Source organism: Pseudomonas sp. GV047 (assembly GCF_003058245.1).
Taxonomy (GTDB): domain Bacteria; phylum Pseudomonadota; class Gammaproteobacteria; order Pseudomonadales; family Pseudomonadaceae; genus Aquipseudomonas; species Aquipseudomonas marginalis.
In genome coordinates, this window is sequence record NZ_QCWA01000005.1 from 142,031 (window position 1) to 156,774 (window position 14,744).

The 14,744-nt window shown below is 61.1% G+C and carries 17 protein-coding genes and 1 tRNA gene; 10 read left to right on the forward strand and 8 right to left on the reverse strand.

Annotation, left to right across the window (positions count from 1 at the left end; all coding sequences use genetic code 11):
- Position 1 precedes the first annotated feature (1 nt).
- Genes C8K58_RS14375 through C8K58_RS14385 form a run of 3 tightly spaced genes read right to left on the reverse strand, consistent with a single transcriptional unit; the run spans position 2 to position 2,217 of the window.
- A complete protein-coding gene (locus C8K58_RS14375) occupies positions 2-1,300 on the reverse strand; it encodes an NAD(P)/FAD-dependent oxidoreductase (RefSeq protein WP_098480392.1) in 1,299 nt (432 codons plus the stop codon).
- 60 nt (positions 1,301-1,360) lie between these two features.
- A complete protein-coding gene (locus C8K58_RS14380) occupies positions 1,361-1,534 on the reverse strand; it encodes a DUF3094 family protein (RefSeq protein WP_043293437.1) in 174 nt (57 codons plus the stop codon).
- 53 nt (positions 1,535-1,587) lie between these two features.
- Entirely contained in the window at positions 1,588-2,217 is a 630-nt protein-coding gene (locus C8K58_RS14385; protein WP_027604891.1) for a DUF1780 domain-containing protein, read from the reverse strand.
- 105 nt (positions 2,218-2,322) lie between these two features.
- Here C8K58_RS14385 and C8K58_RS14390 point away from each other — a divergent pair, with 105 nt between their 5' ends.
- From C8K58_RS14390 to C8K58_RS14400, 3 genes are all read left to right on the forward strand, one after another.
- Positions 2,323-2,790: an FAD/FMN-containing dehydrogenase gene (locus C8K58_RS14390; protein WP_108573874.1), complete on the forward strand. Its 468-nt coding sequence runs from the start codon at positions 2,323-2,325 to the stop codon at positions 2,788-2,790.
- Complete coding sequence (locus tag C8K58_RS14395) at positions 2,787-3,476, forward strand: energy-coupling factor ABC transporter permease (RefSeq protein ID WP_108573875.1); 690 nt, start codon at positions 2,787-2,789, stop codon at positions 3,474-3,476. The genes C8K58_RS14390 and C8K58_RS14395 overlap by 4 nt, the downstream gene beginning before the upstream one ends.
- A gap of 75 nt (positions 3,477-3,551) precedes the next feature.
- Positions 3,552-3,767 (forward strand): hypothetical protein, encoded by a 216-nt coding sequence (locus C8K58_RS14400; RefSeq protein ID WP_003171680.1) that lies wholly within the window; start codon positions 3,552-3,554, stop codon positions 3,765-3,767.
- On the opposite strand, the gene yacG is transcribed toward C8K58_RS14400, so the two are convergent.
- The 4 genes from yacG to C8K58_RS14420 are packed head-to-tail and all read right to left on the reverse strand — an operon-like array spanning position 3,764 to position 6,652.
- Positions 3,764-3,964: a DNA gyrase inhibitor YacG gene (gene yacG / locus C8K58_RS14405; protein WP_027604888.1), complete on the reverse strand. Its 201-nt coding sequence runs from the start codon at positions 3,962-3,964 to the stop codon at positions 3,764-3,766. The genes C8K58_RS14400 and yacG overlap by 4 nt on opposite strands.
- Positions 3,961-4,584 carry a dephospho-CoA kinase gene (coaE, locus tag C8K58_RS14410; protein ID WP_027604887.1) on the reverse strand — a complete coding sequence of 208 codons (624 nt, stop codon included), beginning with the start codon at positions 4,582-4,584 and terminating at the stop codon, positions 3,961-3,963. The genes yacG and coaE overlap by 4 nt, the downstream gene beginning before the upstream one ends.
- Complete coding sequence (locus tag C8K58_RS14415) at positions 4,581-5,447, reverse strand: A24 family peptidase (protein WP_027604886.1); 867 nt, start codon at positions 5,445-5,447, stop codon at positions 4,581-4,583. The genes coaE and C8K58_RS14415 overlap by 4 nt, the downstream gene beginning before the upstream one ends.
- The gene (locus tag C8K58_RS14420) at positions 5,444-6,652 is read right to left on the reverse strand and encodes a type II secretion system F family protein (RefSeq protein WP_108573876.1); all 1,209 of its coding nucleotides are present in this window, start codon (positions 6,650-6,652) and stop codon (positions 5,444-5,446) included. Before C8K58_RS14420 ends, C8K58_RS14415 begins: the two co-directional genes overlap by 4 nt.
- 202 nt (positions 6,653-6,854) lie before the next feature.
- Here C8K58_RS14420 and C8K58_RS14425 point away from each other — a divergent pair, with 202 nt between their 5' ends.
- The 4 genes from C8K58_RS14425 to C8K58_RS14440 all read left to right on the forward strand — a co-directional run bounded on the left by C8K58_RS14425 (position 6,855) and on the right by C8K58_RS14440 (position 9,278).
- The gene (locus C8K58_RS14425; protein WP_027604884.1) at positions 6,855-7,265 is read left to right on the forward strand and encodes a pilin; all 411 of its coding nucleotides are present in this window, start codon (positions 6,855-6,857) and stop codon (positions 7,263-7,265) included.
- A gap of 35 nt (positions 7,266-7,300) precedes the next feature.
- Positions 7,301-8,701 (forward strand): O-antigen ligase, encoded by a 1,401-nt coding sequence (locus C8K58_RS14430; RefSeq protein ID WP_027604883.1) that lies wholly within the window; start codon positions 7,301-7,303, stop codon positions 8,699-8,701.
- A gap of 48 nt (positions 8,702-8,749) precedes the next feature.
- Positions 8,750-8,822 (forward strand) — tRNA-Thr (locus C8K58_RS14435).
- A 150-nt stretch (positions 8,823-8,972) separates the two neighbouring features.
- Positions 8,973-9,278, forward strand: a complete 306-nt coding sequence (locus C8K58_RS14440) for a DUF6388 family protein (RefSeq protein WP_027604882.1) — start codon at positions 8,973-8,975, stop codon at positions 9,276-9,278.
- An 82-nt stretch (positions 9,279-9,360) separates the two neighbouring features.
- Here C8K58_RS14440 and nadC read toward each other — a convergent pair whose 3' ends face one another.
- Entirely contained in the window at positions 9,361-10,209 is an 849-nt protein-coding gene (gene nadC, locus C8K58_RS14445; protein ID WP_027604881.1) for a carboxylating nicotinate-nucleotide diphosphorylase, read from the reverse strand.
- A gap of 244 nt (positions 10,210-10,453) precedes the next feature.
- Here nadC and C8K58_RS14450 point away from each other — a divergent pair, with 244 nt between their 5' ends.
- The 3 genes from C8K58_RS14450 to ampE all read left to right on the forward strand — a co-directional run bounded on the left by C8K58_RS14450 (position 10,454) and on the right by ampE (position 14,062).
- Positions 10,454-12,604, forward strand: a complete 2,151-nt coding sequence (locus tag C8K58_RS14450; protein ID WP_108573877.1) for a DUF1631 domain-containing protein — start codon at positions 10,454-10,456, stop codon at positions 12,602-12,604.
- 61 nt (positions 12,605-12,665) lie between these two features.
- Entirely contained in the window at positions 12,666-13,229 is a 564-nt protein-coding gene (ampD, locus tag C8K58_RS14455; RefSeq protein ID WP_027604879.1) for a 1,6-anhydro-N-acetylmuramyl-L-alanine amidase AmpD, read from the forward strand.
- Positions 13,226-14,062, forward strand: coding sequence for a regulatory signaling modulator protein AmpE (gene ampE, locus C8K58_RS14460; RefSeq protein ID WP_098480387.1), 837 nt, complete (start codon positions 13,226-13,228; stop codon positions 14,060-14,062). Before ampD ends, ampE begins: the two co-directional genes overlap by 4 nt.
- Positions 14,063-14,744 lie beyond the last annotated feature (682 nt).

A 14,744-nucleotide genomic window follows, 5' to 3' on the forward strand; every position in this document is an offset into this window, starting at 1 on the left:
GTTAGTGAAGCTTCAGGCGCGGTTCAGTCCCGCGTCCAATCTTGCTGCCCAGCATCAGCATCGCCGTGCGGAAGAAGCCATACAGCGCCATCTGGTGCATGCGGTACAGCGACACATAGAACATCCGCGCCAGCCAACCCTCCAGCATCACGCTGCCGGTCAGGTTGCCCATCAGGTTACCCACCGCCGAGAACCGCGACAGCGAGATCAGCGACCCATAGTCGGTGTACTTGTACGCCGGCAGGTCTTTGCCCTCGATACGCAGTCTCAATGACTTGGCCAGCAACGAGGCCTGTTGGTGCGCGGCCTGGGCCCGTGGCGGCACATTGCGGTCGGTGCCCGGTTGCGGGCAGGCGGCGCAGTCGCCAAAGGCGAAGATGTTTTCATCGCGGGTGGTTTGCAGCGTCGGCAGCACTTGCAGTTGATTGATGCGGTTGGTTTCCAGGCCATCGATGTCCTTGAGGAAAGCCGGGGCACGAATCCCGGCGGCCCATACCTTGAGGCTGGCAGGGATCATCTGGCCACTGCTGGTGATCAATGCGTCGGCGGTCACTTCGCTGACCGCTGAGTTAGTCAGCACCGTCACCCCGAGCTTCTCCAGGGTTTTATGCACAGGCCCGCCAATCCGCTCCGGCAAGGCAGGCAGTACACGAGGGCCGGCTTCGATCAGGGTAATGTGCATGTTTTCCGGCTTGATGCGGTCCAGGCCGTACGCAGCCAGCTCGTGGGCCGCATTATGCAGTTCTGCGGCCAGCTCGACGCCCGTTGCACCCGCACCGACGATGGCGACGCTGATCTTTTCCACCACATCGGTCTGCCCGGCATGGGCGCGCAGATAGTGGTTGAGCAGCTGTTGGTGGAAACGCTCGGCCTGCTTGCGGGTATCGAGGAACAGGCAGTGCTGCGCCGCGCCCTCGGTGCCGAAATCATTGGTGGTGCTGCCCACCGCAATCACCAGGCTGTCATAGCCCAGCACGCGCGCGGGCACCAGCTCGCGGCCTTCTTCGTCGAGGGTGGCGGCCAGCTGGATTTTCTTCTGCTCACGGTCGAGCCCGCTCATGCGCCCCAGTTGGAACTCGAAGTGGTTCCATTTGGCCTGGGCGACGTAATTGAGTTCGTCTTCCGAAGAGTTGAGTGAGCCGGCTGCGACTTCGTGCAACAGAGGCTTCCAGATATGGGTGAGGTTGGCGTCCACCAGCGTGATGCTGGCGGTGCCGCGCTTGCCCAGAGTCTTACCCAGGCGGGTAGCCAACTCCAGGCCGCCGGCGCCGCCGCCGACGATAATAATACGATGGGTCATGGGGGGATCTCGCAAGGCTAAAGGAAATCGGAGCAGTTACCCTCGCGAGCGCAAGGCAGCTCATAGCGTCAGGTAACTCAAAAGGCGGCTGAGCAGGCCGAGCCCGATCACCACCACCAGCACCACACCAAGGAGCAGCCACGGCCGGAAAGGCCTGCGCTCGACTCGGTTCTGGGAGAGTTGCAGGTACTCTTCGACATGCTGTTGGTCGTCGGGGTTCAGGCGGCTGGTCATATAAGGCCTCGTCAGGTAGACGTTGCAAAAGGGCGCCACGTTACAGTGGGGGATCAGAGGCTGATGCCCACATCGAACACTATGCTGCGCCCCAGGTTGTTGCGCAAGAAATCCGGCGCGTCCGGGTGGGCGAACAGCACCCGGGCGAACGTCGGCCCCACCAGCGACAGCGAGCGCCAGCCCTGGCGCAAGTATTCGGTGGGTGGGGGGAAGTGGCTGTTGAGGTCGAGCACTTCGCGCTTGAGGCTGGTGAACGCGACGATATCCAATTCGCCCAGGTCCATCCCGCGCTCTTTGTAGTTGTGGGCCTTCTTGCGCAACGTGGGCGCCAGGCGCAGCAGGAATTCATGGGCGGGGATGCGCCGCGGCTTGGCTTCGCGCCGCACCAGCTGGCTCAGGGAGAATGCACTGCGTCGACGCAACAGCTCGTCACGCCATTCGTCGTTCAGGCGGCGCCCTTCATCGAGTACGAAAAACACCTCGAAACTGGCATCGCGAAACAGCACGTCGGGTGGTTCTTGCCCGGCGGGGTGAAACTCTTCGGCGCGGTAGGGCACATTCAAGCCTTGCAACAGGCGCTGGCAGACCCAACGCTCACGCTCCCATTTGCGGGCATTGGACAGGAACGCATTGGCTTGTTCGGCTGCTACGGTGAGCAGGCGCAAATAATCTGAGTCATCCATGCCTGCAGCTTAGCGTCCAAATGATGACCGCAGGAAGTCCTGCTGCAAAAGCCAGGGTGTAGACTGGCCTTTCAAGCGTAATTACCCCCTTATGAGGAGCGTGCGGTGAAGTGTCTGGTGGTGATGTTGCTGAGTCTTTTGCCGGTATGGGCACAGGCTGTTGAAGTGGGCGAACGCCTCGCTCCCTGGACCTTGCTCGATCAATTCGACCAAGCCTATACCCTCGATAACCAGGCACGGATTCTGTTGGTGGTGCGCAGCATGGACGCGGCCAAGCTGGTCGACGCGGCGCTGCAAGGCCAACCTGCAGGCTACCTCGAAGCGCGGCATGCGGTGTTCGTCGCTGACATTCAGCGCATGCCTCGACTGATCGCCAAACTGTTCGCGGTACCGGCCATGCAATCCTACAACTACCGCGTCATGCTGGACCGTGACGCACGTATCGCCCCGCGTTATTCCGCGGCGGCGGATAAAGTGCTGTGGCTGCAGTTGGATAACGGTAAGTTGGTTTCCCAACATGAATACGGCACCGCTGTCGAATTGCGCCAGGCCCTGGAGCAGGTGAAGCCGTGATCAGTGCCGCAGTGCTGGCGCCCACAACCCTCGGCATCGGCTGGCTGTTGTATGCACCGGTACTGCTGTGGGCGATCCTGCGTTCGCCCTGGGTCGAGTTGTTTGCCGACCGGCGGCGCCAGCATTTGCTGTTCGGTACGGTGTTCGCGCTGTTCATGTTGTGGCTGGTAAGACGGGATTTCGACACCGGTGTGTCCTACCACTTTATCGGTATGACCGCCGTAACCCTGCTGTTGGATTGGCCCCTGGCCATCGTTGGTGGTTTTGCCGCCCAGTTCGGGTTAATGCTGCTTGGGCGCCAGGACCTGGCAGTCCTTGGCGTCAACGGCCTGCTGCTGATCGTGCTGCCGGTGCTGGTCACCGAAGGCTGTGCGCTTGTGGTCGAGCGAGCGCAGCCGCGCAATCCCTTCGTGTATATCTTCTGCTCCGGTTTTTTTGCTGCCGCGTTGTCGGCCTTGTTTTGCCTGCTGCTGGGGCTGGGGTTGCTGTGGTTCGACGGTCGTTTTGCCATGCCTGAATGGCTGGAGGATTTCGTCGGCTACCTGTGGCTGATCATCTTCCCCGAAGCCTTTATCAACGGCATGGTGATCAGCGCCCTGGTGGTGTTTTGTCCGGAATGGCTGGAGACATTCAACCGCACACGCTACCTCTCGGCGCCCTGGAAGGATGACGAATCGCAGCGTTGACCCAGATCAAATCCCGCGCAGCCGAGCAGGCCCATGCTCTGCGAAATTTTCCTAGGCAAGGCGGGAGCACGAATCATGAGTGTGTACGAGTGGGCACGGCAGGAGTTGCGCAGGAGCCAGGATGCGGCACAGGAAATCGGTTTCGACCCGGGCTTGACCCTGCGCGCCATGCTCAGCGCGGTGGTGCAGCAGAGCAAGGGCGTACGCAGCTTCGAAGACCTGGCCGACGAGCTGCAATACCTCGCAGAAAACCTCGACGACCAGCAGGAATACGCCTTTATGCGGCCTTAGTGGCGCGGCGGCAAGTCTTCGGAAAACAGCTCGTCTTCGGCATCCGGCGCCACGGGAATCTTGTGTTCCTCGGCGGCCCACGCGCCCAGGTCGATGAGTTTGCAACGGTCCGAGCAGAACGGCCGGTTGGGGTTGGCTGCATTCCATTCCACGGGTGCACCGCAGGTTGGGCAGTCGACGGTCAAGGGTTGGCTCATGATCGGCCTCCACGCAAAGTAAGGTAAAAGTGGTGCAGTCGCTCGACCTCGCTGTGCAGCCAGGCGAGATCCTGGTCATTGACCAGCACGTCATCGGCATGGTTCAGGCGGTCTTCACGGCTGGACTGTGCCTTGAGAATTGCCTGAACCTGTTGTTCGCTGATGCCGTCGCGCTGCAGGGTACGCTGAATCTGCAGCGATTGCGGCACGTCGATCACCAGGATGCGCTGGGTCATGCTGTACTGGCCGGATTCGATCAGCAGCGGGGACACCAGGATCGCGTAAGGCGAGCGGGCGCGAGCCAGGTGACTGCGAATCTCCTCGCCAATCAACGGGTGCAGCAAGGCTTCCAGCCAGCGGCGCTCTTCGGGCACCTCAAAGATCAGCTTGCGCAACGCGGCGCGGTCCAACTGGCCGTCAGGCTGCAATACGCCGGCACCAAAATGCTCGGCGATGCGGGCCAGCGCCGGCCGGCCGGGTTCGACCACCCAGCGCGCGGCGTGATCGGCGTCCACCAGGTCAATGCCCAGGTCGATAAAGTGCTGGGCTGCCGCACTTTTACCGCTGCCGATGCCACCGGTGAGGCCGAGAATCCAAGGTGTTGCAACAGGAGTGGTCATCTGAAACCGACAGACTGCAAATAGAAGTCGGTTATTTGACCACCCCAGAGCAATGCAATCCAGCCGGCAATTGCCAGATACGGACCAAACGGCATCGGCGTGGACGCCAGGGTCTTGCGCAGGCGCATCAGGATCAACCCGACAAACACCCCCACCAGCGACGACATCAACAGTGTCATCGGCAATATCTGCCAGCCGCCCCAGGCGCCGAGCAAGGCCAGTAACTTGAAATCACCGTGGCCCATGCCGTCTTTGCCGGTGACCAGCTTGAACAGCCAGAACACGCTCCACAGGCTCATGTAGCCGATCACGGTGCCCCATAGTGCGTCGGGTAATGTCGTCAGTAATCCAAAGCTGTTGACGATCAGCCCCAGCCACAGCAATGGCAGCACCAGCACATCAGGCAGCAACTGGTGGTCTGCGTCGATCAGGCTCATTGCCAGCAACCCCCAACTCAACACCAGCACCGCTGCGGCCTGCCAGCCAAAGCCGAAATGCCAGGCAACCCAGGCTGAGATCAACCCACAGGCGAGTTCCGTGAAAGGGTAGCGGGGGCTGATGGCTCCCTGGCAATGGGCGCAGCGCCCCCTGAGCATCAGGTAGCTGAGCAGTGGGATATTTTCCCACGGCCGGATGGGATGGTCACAGTGTGGGCAGCATGAGTTGGGGTGCATCAGGTTGTAGGTCGGCCCGCCAGGTTCGGCAGGCAAGCCGAGCACTTCATGGGCCTGGGCACGCCATTCCCGTTCGAGCATTTTTGGCAGGCGCCAGACCAGCACGTTGAGGAAGCTGCCGACGATCAGCCCCAGTAACAGCGCGATGGTGACAAAGGCCAATGGGTGCTCGTTCAGCAGCAGGCTCAAAATGCACTCCCCAGCTGGAAGACCGGCAGGTACATGGCGATGACCAGCGCGCCGACGATGCCCCCCAGCACCACCATGATCAGTGGCTCCATCAGGCTGGTGAGGTTGTCGACCAGGTTGTCCACGTCAGCCTCATAGTGGCTGGCGACCTTTTCCAGCATGTGTTCCAGGGTGCCCGACTCTTCGCCGATCGCTGTCAGTTGGATCGCCATGCCGGGAAACAGGCCGCTGTTGAGCATGGATTGATTCAGTTGCATGCCGTTGGATACATCGTGACGCATATGTTCGATTGCCTGTTTGAACGGGTCGTTTCCCACGGCGCCGGCGACTGAATCCAATGCCTGGACCAGTGGAACACCGGCGGCGAAGGTCGTGGAGAGCGTGCGGGCGTAGCGGGCCACGGCGGATTTTGTCAGCAGTTTGCCTGCCAGGGGCGCTTTCAACAAACCTGTGTCCAGCCAGTAGCGAAAGCCCGACGAAGCCCGATAGGCCTGGCGCAGCCCAGCGGCTCCCGCGACTATGCCCAATACCAGCATCCACCATGCGTGCTGCATGAACGCCGACAGGGCGATCACGTGCAAGGTAAATGCCGGCAGTTTGCCGTCGACTCCGGCGAACAGGGCCTGGAACTGCGGTACCACGTGGACCAGCAGTATGCCGGTGACCAGGCTGGCAACCACCAGGACAGCAATGGGGTAGGTCATGGCCTTTTTGATCCTGGCCTTGAGCTGTTCACTCTTTTCCCGGTGGATCGCCACCCTTTCCAGCAGTGTCTCAAGCGCCCCGGCCTGTTCGCCGGCGGCCACCAGGTTGCAGTACAGCTCATCGAAATAACGCGGTTGTTTGCGAAATGCCTCAGCCAGGCTGCTGCCGGCGGCGATCGCCTGTTTAAGTCCCAGCACCTGCTCACGCACAGCGCGATTGTCGACGCCTTCGCTGATGATGTCGAAGGCTTGCAGGAGTGGAACCCCAGCCTTCAGCAGCGTCGCCAGTTGGCGCGTGAACAGCGTGATGTCAGCCGCTTTGACTGATGGGGTGAGGCTTGGCAGCAGCGGGGATTGCTTGCGCACACGACCGGGGCTGATCCCTTGCTGGCGCAGTTGTGCCTTGACCAAGGCTGCGTTGTGCCCCTTGGTTTGCCCGGACACCCTGCGCCCTTTGCGGTTGATGCCTTCCCAGGCGTAAGTCGTTGAAGCGTTGTCCATGTCGCGGTTCCGCATACAGGCTGTCGAAGATTTATAGCTTAGTCAGGTGACGGATTCGGGCATGCCGATGGCGCAGGATAAAAATGTCAGAATGTGCGTCTTGAGCGCGATTGGCCGCTTGCGGGTGAGTACACTGGCGCCGTTGCAAAAACGGGGTGCGGGACGCGCCTTGTCATGAGTTCTATTCGGGAGAGTGAATGTGATACGTCAGAAAGGCTTTACCTTGATCGAGTTGTTGATCGTCGTGGCAATCATCGGCATTTTGGCCACCATCGGCCTGCCCATGTACACCACCCACCAGGCCAAGGCCAAGTTCACTGCCGGCCTGGCTGAAATTGCCGCGTTGAAGGCCGGTTACGAAGACACCATCAACCAGGGCACCGTACCTACCGTGGCCTTGATCGGCGGCACCAGCCCTACGGCCAACTGCAAGATCGATGTGGCAGGCGATGTGGCCACGGGGGCGGGCTCCATCAGCTGCGAAATACTCGACGCACCGGCACCGGTGCTGGGCAAGACCATCACCCTGGTCCGCAGCGCCGCCGGCTGGAAGTGCGCGACGACCGCTGAAGCGAAATATGCCAGCAAGGGCTGCGGCGCCGACGGCGCATAACTGCTAAACCATCCACAGGGAAGTAGAGGTGGCCGATGGTGTTATCCGTACAGCAGCGAGGCGGTGTTTTCCTGGTAGCAGCGGTGTGCCTGTTGAGTGTCGGCATCTGTGCACCGTTCGGCGGGCATGATCTACAGCGTGTCATGCAAATTGCCATCGGGTTTTGCGCGGTGCTGTATGGGTTATCGGTTACCTCCACTGAACCTTGGGTAGACAGGCCCACTGCCTGGGGCGTTGTGCTGGTTGTGGTGCTGGGCCTGCTGTCCTCGGCGCTGGCCCATCAGCCGCTGTGGGCACTCACCGAAGTGGCGCTGTTTGTCAGCTGCGCGGCGATTGCCGTCGCCTTTGCCCTGCTTCGTCGTCACGGCGGCGAGCCTCTGGATCGCGTGCTGATCCTGGTTGTGGTGTTGCTGTGCCTGATCAAGTCGCTCCAGTATCTGTATGCCGGTACGCTGGCGTTCACCAGCGGCGAGCGCATGCTGGATCCTGACCGACTGCTCTCCGGCTTTTCCAACAAGCGTTTCTACGGACAGTTTCAGACATTTACCTTGCCATTGCTGGCGCTGCCTTTGCTGATGCCCAATGTCTCCCGCGCCTTGCGGGGGATGGTGTTTGCGTTGCTGTGTGTCTGGTGGCTGATAGCAATCAGCGGCGGTACGCGGGGTACCTGGCTTGGCATGGGCGTGGCGGGCGTGGTGTTGGCGCTGCTTGGGCCATGGGGGCGTCGCTGGCTGGGCTGGCAATTGGTCGCGGTGTCGGTTGGGCTGTTGCTGTATTGGCTGATATTCACGGGGCTGGCGGGTTACCTGGGGATTGAACTCACCAGTGATGCCGCAGATCGCCTCACCACCTCGCTGTCGGGACGGGGCCCGATCTGGTGGCAGGCGTGGCATATGCTTGTCGAGCGCCCGTGGCTTGGTTTTGGGCCGATGCATTTTGCCGATATTGCCAACAGGATTGCCGCTCATCCCCATCAGGCGATTCTGCAATGGGCCAGCGAATGGGGTGTGCCCTCGGCGCTGTGCGTGGCGGTGTTGGCATGGCGAGGCGGCTGGACCACCTTGGCTGTGCTGCGCGAGCGAGCGCTGTCCGCCGCGCGGGTTGACCTGCTGCGCTTGTGCCTGTTTGCGGCGTTGGTGGGGACGCTGGTGCAGTCCATGGTCGATGGCGTGATCGTGATGCCCAACTCCCAGGTCTGGTTGGCGCTGGTGGTGGGCTGGCTGATGGCGCTGCATGAGTTGCGCGTGCCAGCAAGCGCTGTGCTGCCGTTGGCGCGGAACCTATGGAAAGCCTTGGGTGTGTTGGCCGTTGGTCTGTTGGTATTTATCGCGGTGCGCGATGTGCCTCACCTCCAACAAGCCCAGCAGCAGTACCAGGACCGCAAAGGTAACTACCTGCAACCACGCTTCTGGGCTCAGGGGGTCATTGCCCGTTGAAGGGCGTAAGTTGCCGGACGCCCGATGCGGTGCTAGCTTTAGCCCACCGCCCGTGTAGCTCAGTTGGTAGAGCAGCGCACTCGTAACGCGAAGGTCGCAGGTTCGATTCCTGTCTCGGGCAAAAAGGCAATACTGCTTCAAAGGCAATGTTTTCAGATGATCCCAGAATGGTTCTGAAGGCCAGACGAGTTGGCACGTGTGCCGGCTCTTTTGTATCTGCGCAACCTTGATGACCCAGATGCATCCCCATTCCTCGATCTAAGAGAACGACATGACCACGACTGAAATGACCCAGGAAGTTCGGCATCAAGCAGCCCTCGAAAAATACCTTGAGGAGTCGCCGCAGCTTAAAGAAGAGATCAAGGACCTGAGCGCCGATGATCAGCGCGACCAGATCCAGTGGGCGTTTGAGGACGAGGCCGAGAGCCAGGGCTTCCAGCCTTGGGAACTGACCCTCAAGTACACCTCGACGCCGGAAGAGTTCGAAGCGGCACGGCTGGCCTTGCACAAAGAGGCGGCCGAGGTGCTGGGTGTCGAATGGGAAGAGTATTGCGAGATGAATGACCTGGTCGTTTAGACGCTGCTGCAAGTTTCAAGCTGCAAGCTGCAAGTTGGAACGCAGCCCTCTTGCAGCTTGAAGCTCACCGCTTGCCCTCTCCTCAGATACTGAGGCGCATCGACAAATCCACCGCCTTCACATCCTTGGTCATCGCACCAATGGAGATGTAGTCCACCCCCGTCTCCGCGATAGGCAGCAGGGTGCTTTCATTGATCCCGCCGCTGGCTTCCAGCTTGGCCTTGCCGCCATTCAGGCGCACGGCTTCACGCATATCTTCCAGGCTCAACTCATCAAGCATGACGATGTCGGCGCCCGCCGCCAGCGCTTCGCGCAGTTCGTCCAGGCTCTCCACTTCGATTTCCACCGGCTTGCCGGGTGCAATCTTGTGGGCGGCGCTGATGGCTTGGGCAATCCCGCCGCTGGCAGCGATGTGGTTTTCCTTGATCAGGAACGCGTCATACAAACCGATACGGTGGTTGTGGCAGCCACCGCAGGTCACCGCGTATTTCTGCGCCAGGCGCAGGCCGGGCAGGGTTTTTCGAGTGTCCAGCAGCTTGACCTGGGTGCTGGCGACAAAATCCGCCAGGAACCGGGCGCGGGTGGCGACTCCGGACAGCAACTGCAGGAAGTTCAGGGCAGAGCGCTCGCCACTGAGCAGCGAGCGCGCCGGCCCCTCCAGGTGGAACAGTGCCTGGTTGGGGCTGACACGTTCGCCGTCGGCCACCTGCCAGTGCACGGCGACCCGTGGGTCCAGTTGGCGGAATACGGCATCCACCCACGCAGTGCCGGCGATGACGGCGGCATCGCGGGTAATGATGGTGGCCGTGGCCAGCCGTTCGGCCGGAATCAACTGTGCGGTGATGTCGCCGCTGCCGATGTCTTCCAGGAGCGCGCGGCGCACGTTGGCTTCGATTTCGGCGGTGAGGTCGGCAAGACGGAGGTTCGGCATAACAGGCTCCACAAACAAAGTGTCCCGATTATAGGGGCAGCGTGCGTTTGAACCCAGGCTCACCACTCATTTACAGCGCAATGTCAGAGTTTGCTGGCGCAACGGCACTCATTTGCAAGATAATCTCGCGCCTTGCAATTGGCGTCATAGCTTTGACGTCCTGGTGATAACCGGTTATCCACAGCCTTATTGGGCCTGTACCCGATCTTTCCCCAACGCTTTACCGCCGTTTCAGGAGGCCAGGATGCACAATGACGGAAAGGTGGTGCCAATCAACAAGGCACAAGCCACGCCATCGCCGCTCGCGCGCCTGCCGGTGGTGCTGCTGCAGGTTCGCGATAAGGCGGCGCAGCAGTTACAGCAGGGTTTACAGGAACTGTTCGATAACGCCGACGACACCTTGTTCGAAATGGCCGACAAGGCCCGCAACAACGTGGACCACCATATCTTCTTTGAAGCCATGCGCGACCTGCGCCTCAAGCGCAAGAATTTCGAGCGCGTGTTCATGGAGCGGCTGTTCGAAGCCTTTGGCAACCTGGGGCTGGCGGGCCGTGGTGAACTTCAGTTGGTGCCGGTGGTGTCCTATGACGCGGCCTCAGGCACGTCCAAGGATGACCTGGAAAAAGCCGTCGCGCTTGAGGCCATGCTGGGCCGGGTGCGCCACCGCGACGGCCTGGCGCTGTCGCAACTCACGGCACGCTTGAGTGCCTTGCTCGGCAATCGCCTGGACGACAGTGAGAACCCCCTGGGTCCGGCGCTGCTGTGCGAGTTTTTCCTGCGTGCCGGGCGTAGCCTGGGCGTGGAGATCCGCGTCAAGCTGATCATGCTCAAGCTGTTTGAAAAGTACGTACTCAGTGATGCTGACCAACTGTACGGTGAAGCCAATCAGCTGCTGGTCGCGACCGGCGTGTTGCCGGAACTCAAGGCCGCGCCGTCCCGCCGCCCCTGTGGCCGTGCCGCCCGTGATCATCAGCGTGAAGAGGTATTGCCGAGCACCGACCAACACGTCGACGAAAATGGCCAGCAAGCCTTCAGCGCCTTGCAGGCGTTGTTGACCGTCGTGCGCGGTAGCGTGTCGCCTACCCTTGAAGCCAGTGCCGAACCCCAGCCCATCGCCACCCGCGACCTGTTGCGGCTGTTATCCCATTTGCAGCAGTACGTCCCGGAGCCGGAAGCCGAGGATGATTTCGACCTGCGTAACCAGCTCGAGCAGTTGCTTACCCGCGTCAGCGTCAAGAGTGGCAAGTCGCGGGTGGTGGAGGATGCGGATGAAGATGTGATCAACCTGATCGCCCTGCTGTTCGAATTCATCCTCAATGACCGCGCAGTGCCGGACGCCTTCAAGGCCTTGATCGGCCGCCTGCAGATCCCGATGCTGAAAGTGGCGGTGCTGGACAAGAGTTTTTTCAGTCGCCCCGGTCATCCGGCGCGGCGCCTGTTGAATGAAATCGCTACCACCGCCATGGGCTGGAGCCCGGTCGATGACTTCCAGCGCGACAGCCTGTACCTGCGCATAGAGCAGGTGGTTCAGCGTTTACTCAATGAGTTTGTTGAAGATCCGGCGATTTTTTCCCAATTGCTGACTGAATTCACCGCGTTCACTGCCGATGAGCGTCGTCGCAGCGAATTGCTTGAACAGCACACCCGCCATGCTGAAGAAGGGCGCGTGCGTACAGAAGCGGCGCGGGCACGGGTGGCCGAGGTACTGAATCGACGGATGCTGGGCAAGGTTTTGCCGCAGGCGGTGGTGCAGTTCCTGCAACAGGCCTGGAGCCAGGTGCTGTTGCTGGCCAGCCTCAAGCACGGCGAGCAGTCGGTGCAATGGCAAGCAGGGCTGCGCACCATGGATGAGCTGATCTGGAGTGTCAGCCTGCCGGCAGACACTGAAGCCGGGGTGCACTTGCTGGAGCAGTTGCCCGGGTTGCTCAAGGCACTGCGCGACGGGTTGACCAGCGCTGCATTCGACCCCTTCAGCACCCGTGATTTTTTTGTGCGCTTGCAGACCCTGCATGTCCGACCGCCCGAGGGTGGCGATGGATGGCTCGAAGTGCGTGAACCCTTTGTGTTCAGCGTACTGCCGCTCGATCCCGTCGAGGGCCTGCCGGAGGATGATCCGGACCTGGCCAAGGTGCACCAATTGCGCGTCGGTGACTGGGTCGTGTTCCAGCAGGGCCAGGCAGGCACCCTGCGGTGCAAGCTGACGGCGATCATGGCGCCGGCCAACACCTATATTTTCGTCGGCCGTACCGGGCTCAAGGTCCTGGAGAAGAGTGCCGGCCAACTGGCGATGGCATTCAAGCGTGGCGCGCTGCATAACCTCGACGATGAGCCGCTGTTCGAGCGGGCGCTGGCGGCGGTGGTGGGCAAGCTGCGTCAACTCAATCGCGGCAAGTGATCGCAACCACGGGGTCGAACGCGGCATACTGGTCACACTTAGTCACGTTCAAGGATCCTGTATGCAGTTGGACCCCGCCAGCGGCTGGTGCCAGGGCATTCGCCATTGCCCTTCACCCAACTTCAACGAGCGCCCGGCAGGCGAAATCTCACTGTTGGTGGTGCATAACATCAGCCTGCCACCCGCACAGTTCGCTACCGGCAAAGTGCAGGAATTTTTCCAGAATCGCCTGGACGTCACGGAACATCCCTACTTTGAAGGGATTGCCGACCTACGGGTGTCTGCGCATTTTCTGATTGAGCGCGATGGCACCGTGACGCAGTTTGTATCCTGCATAGACCGGGCCTGGCATGCCGGGGTCTCGTGTTTCGAAGGGCGTGAGACGTGCAATGACTTTTCCCTGGGCATAGAGCTTGAAGGTACGGATGATTTGCCGTTCACCAACCCCCAGTATGTGTCGCTGGTCGACCTGACACGGCAGTTGCTGGCAGCCTATCCAGGTATTACGCCGCAGCGTATCTGCGGCCATAGCGATATCGCTCCGGGGCGCAAGACCGATCCCGGCCCCGCTTTTGATTGGGTGCGCTTTCGCAGCGCCCTGCAGGATGGAGGACACGCACGATGAGTTTTCTGGTGTTGGTGCTGGCCGTGTGGATCGAGAAGTTCTCGGCCCTGCGCCAGCGGTTGCAGCGTGATGGCGGCTGGTTGCGCGAATTGGCCAAGTTGGAGTCGAGCCCGCGCATGGGCAAGCAGCCGTGGCTGATTCTGCTCCTGCTGGTGTTGCTGCCGGTGGCGTTGCTGGCGTTGTTGTTGCTGGTGCTGGAGCCGGTGGCCTATGGTTTGTTGGCGCTGCCGGTGCACTTGCTGGTGGTGATCTACAGCCTGGGCCGTGGCGATCTATTGGCTGGGCTGGGGCCATTTCGCGATGCATGGCGCCGTGGTGACCTGCAGGCGGCCGAACATGTGGCCGAGCGCGACCTGAAGCTGGGCGCCGACAGCGGCGAGCAACTGCTGGAGCGGGTCCAGGGCCATCTGTTGTGGCAGGCCTACCAGAGCTTCTTTGCCGTGATTTTCTGGTACTTCCTGTTGGGGCCGGTCGCCGCGCTGGCCTATCGACTGCTGGCGCTCGCCAGTGAGCACAGCCACAACCCTCTGGTGGCCGAGCGCGCCGGGCAATTGCGTCACGCGTTCGACTGGCTGCCGGTGCGCCTGCTGGCGGCCAGTTTTGCCCTGGTGGGCAATTTCGTCGCGGTCAGCCGTGTCATGCTTCACGAGTTGCTGAGCTGGGACATCAGCGCGGCGCAACTGGTGGAAAAAGTTGGCCTGGTCGCGGCTGAAATCCCGCCTCCGGCCGTGGGTGCCGATGGCATCAACAGCCTGGATCGCCTGTGGGAACTGCTGCTGCGTGCGGCGGTGCTGTGGTATGCCGGTTTCGCCATTTGGACCGTGTTGCCCTGACTCCTGTGATAAGCGGGCTTGTCGAATCGTCGCACCGCCCGCGCCGGGCTGCGCAGCAGCCCGCTGCAATCCTCGTCCGTTAACTTTACGTTACAAAACTCCCTTTCAAATTGAGCTATACAGACAGAGCGCCAAATAGTGGCTTTCTGCCGCCGCCCTGCGCCTGAATAAAAATAAAACAAAGGGGAGGTCACCTGTGAAGAGCTTGCTCTATCCCGCCGTCGCGCTGATGAACCGTCTTAGCTTCGGCATGAAGTTCAGCCTGATCAGCGTGCTGTTCCTGCTGCCGATGCTGGCCACCAACTATTACCTGGTGCGCGATTCCTGGCGCGAATTCCAGGGCACCCGTGTCGAGCTGCAAAGCCTGGATTTGCTCGGCAGCAGCCTGGTCCTGCGCCGTGACCTGGAAACCCTCAATAACCAGGTGCAGATCAACGCAATACTTGGCCAGTCCGGCAAGGCCGCTGACCTTGAGGGCAAGATCAGCGCCCTGGAGCAGAGCGTGCTCGCCCGTCTGCAAGGCCTCACCCCGATGGCTGCCGAACCTGAGCAAATCGCCGCCTTTGAAGGTAAGCGTGACGAACTGATCACCGCCTTCCAGGCCCAGCAACAGGAAAGCTCGCTGCAGAGCAAAAGTGCGTTGATCGGCAAGTTGCTCAACAAGGCCCAGATGCTCAGCCAG